Below are 3,026 nucleotides of genomic sequence, written 5' to 3'. Positions count from 1 at the left end.
GTCCGTTAATCGACTCGGGGATGCTGCTACCCATGATGAAGTCGGCACTGTTACCCCCATTGAGAGTTTTTTGAACGGGGTTGGGGGTGATGCTAGCAGAGTTTAATTCTGGGGCGCTGACGCCATCGAGCAAACAATTATCTGTGCCCGGTATCGGAGTCGGAGTTGGGGCGGGTGTCGGAGTTGGGGCGGGTGTGGGTGTCGGAGTTGGAGTTGGTGCCGGTGTCGGAGTTGGGGCGGGTGTGGGTGTCGGAGTCGGAGTTGGTGCCGGTGTCGGAGTTGGGGCGGGTGTGGGTGTCGGAGTCGGAGTTGGTGCCGGTGTCGGAGTTGGGGCGGGTGTGGGTGTCGGAGTTGGTGTCGGAGTCGGCGTGGCTGTCGTTGTGAATTCAAAAGCGCCGATATCGACGATCGCACTGCCGTTACCATCACCATCTTGGGGGCGAGTCACACCGCGCTGATCTGCCGCTGGCGCGCCCGCACCTGTACCTGTGTCAATGGCGGGGCTTCCGGCTAACAGCGGCAGCACGAAAGCGCCGTTAATATTTTGCAAAGGGCCGAGTTTCGGATCTGCGATCGTCACCTTTGCCGTAGCATTATTGTCATTAGGATCGCCCGTCGTCAGTTTAGCGGGAAACTGAAGATTATTCCCGCCATCAATTAGTTCTCTGCCAGTTTGGAATTTAACTTTAAAAGGATTGCCAGCCGTGTTGCTATCAAAAATCGAATTCTTGACAGTAATTGGCTGATTTCCAAAAGTTGCAATACCTCCCGAAAACTCTCCAGCAGTGTTCTTGGCAAAAGTCGAATTGACGATGTTAGTCGAAAAGGCATCTTTGTTACCGACAACTATGCCACCGCCTTGTTTAGCAGCCGTATTGCCGGAAAATGTACTATTGACAATGTTGATATTGCCCTCTTCTCCAATCCACAAACCGCCGCCGTTATCATCGGCTGTGTTGTTGGCAAAGGTAGTATTTGTCACAGTCAAATCTACATTTCCGTGGCGAACTCCACCTCCAGAACCTCCTTGACCTGCTGCATTTTTGATAGCCTTGTTGTTAATAAAAGTGCTATTTTCCAAAACTACTTTGTCTTGGTTATAACCAAACAAAAAGGCTCCACCTCCTTCTCCTGTCCCGATATTGCCGTCAAAAGTGCTGCCTCGGATGATAATGTTTCCAGGAGTAGGGCCTGGTGTGGCATTGGGGCCAGAAGCATTAGCGCCATCGACGTAAACTGCGCCACCAACGCCTTTATTTGTACTGTTGCCAGTGAATTTCGAGTTTTCGATCGTCATGCTGCCCAGCAGGTTATTCACAGCCCCGCCGTAGCTGCCTTTGTTGTTGGTAAATTCGCTATCTCTGATCGTCAGAGAACCTCCGCTTTTAGTGGCGATCGCCCCGCCGCCACGTTCGGTATTGCTAGCCAAAGAACCGTCATTGCCACTAAACTTACTGTTAATTACAGTTGTGGTGCTGCGGAAACCCGTGTAAACGCCGCCGCCGAAGCCGGCAACATTATTATTGACTTGGCAATTTTCTAAAGTTAAAGTGCTGTTACCGCCTGTTTGAATGCCACCGCCGCTGCTAGTTGCCTCATTATTCGGATCGGTTCCCGAGACTTTGCCGTTGGCAACAATCAGGTTTTTTAGAGTAACATTGGTGGAACCTTCGGTGAGGATTACCCGCGAAGTGTTATTGCCACTGATGGTTAAATTGCTAGCACCAATTGCATCTATTGTCAAGTTTTTGTTGATGACAAGTTGACCGTTCGTGAGAGTAATTGTTTGATTGGCAAGAGAGGAGGCAAATTGAATGGTATCGCCGGCTGCTGCGGAGGCGATCGCACTTCTCAGTGAACCAGCCCCGCTATCATTGGCGTTGGTAACGGTAATCGTCGCTAAAGTCCCTCGGTAATCGGCCATTGCTTCTGGAGTCAAGGCTAGCGGTGCTTCAATATCACCCTTGGCAAACTCCAAATTCCAGTTACCTGCGCGGCCAGTTAAATCCGTAGATGCGGCAATATCAGCCCCGGTTAATTCCGAAAGGCGATCGACAAAATTAGCCCCCTCACCCGCCGCCACATCGCAACCGTAAAGCATGATATCAGCTTTGTCGCTCAGTGCAGTGCGCCACCCTTCCAACTGGCTTTCATACTGCGGCAAACTATCCGAATTCAACGTCGCCGAACCTAGCTGCAAACTGCCAGAATTCCCGTGAGAAAAAATGTGAACTTGGTCTACAGTTCCCCCCGCCGCAGCAATTGTTTGCAGTTTCGCAGTAATTTGCTCGACTCCGTTGCTATTTTTCTCTAAAATGATTGTCTCAGAATTCGCGATCGCGCCGCCCGCCAGAGTTTGATAGTCATCTAAGTCCGAGTCTATGAAAACAAGAGATTTAGGACGAGAATTGTCGAGAACAGATTGTGAATCAATACTGGTAAAAATTGAGTTCATTTTGCTTACCCTATGATGATGTTTACTATTTGCTTGCTGGTAAATGACCTTGAATTCCGTAGAATATAGATTCTGAAAAACCCCGGATTGCTAATAAGCTTCGTGAAAACATGGGGGTACTTAAATCAAGAAAATCTTCGGTTTTTCTCCATGATTTAAATCAGAAAAATACCTTCAGACAGAATGATTGCTATGTGGCGATTGCTTTGATTTCTATTAACCGCAGAGGATGTAATGTCAATCCAGAGAATAGCTGCTGCGGTTCCAAATTACTGAGTGACCTAAAACCCTAAAATCTGCTCTCAATGTCTGTCAATTTGAGGTATTTGCCGATCGCAAAAAGTTCTCAAAAAATCCTAAACTCAGGTGACTAACAGTAGGGTGGCGGGGGAGGAAATTCTCAGTCTTTAGTAAAAACATTCAGCCCGCCCGACACCCTACCCGATGTTTGCCCGATAGTAAGGTGCGCGTTGCGCACCCTACCAGTGCTTGACCGATAGTAAGGTGCGCCTAGCACACCCTACCAGTGCTTGACCGATAAAGGAAGGTGCGCATTGCGCACCCTACCAGT

Annotated in this window: 1 protein-coding gene; it reads right to left on the bottom strand. The window is 49.1% G+C overall.

All coding sequences use genetic code 11. From position 1 onward, the window contains the following. Positions 1–2,455: DUF4347 domain-containing protein (locus JGK39_RS33110; RefSeq protein WP_293322659.1), on the bottom strand; the 2,455-nt coding region annotated here is incomplete at its 3' end. Positions 2,456–3,026 lie beyond the last annotated feature (571 nt).

The organism is Microcoleus sp. PH2017_12_PCY_D_A (genome assembly GCF_020738565.1).
In the GTDB taxonomy this organism is placed as follows: Bacteria; Cyanobacteriota; Cyanobacteriia; order Cyanobacteriales; family Microcoleaceae; genus Microcoleus.
Note: the sequence above shows the minus strand (reverse complement) of the source record. Positions and strands in the feature narration are given on the sequence as shown.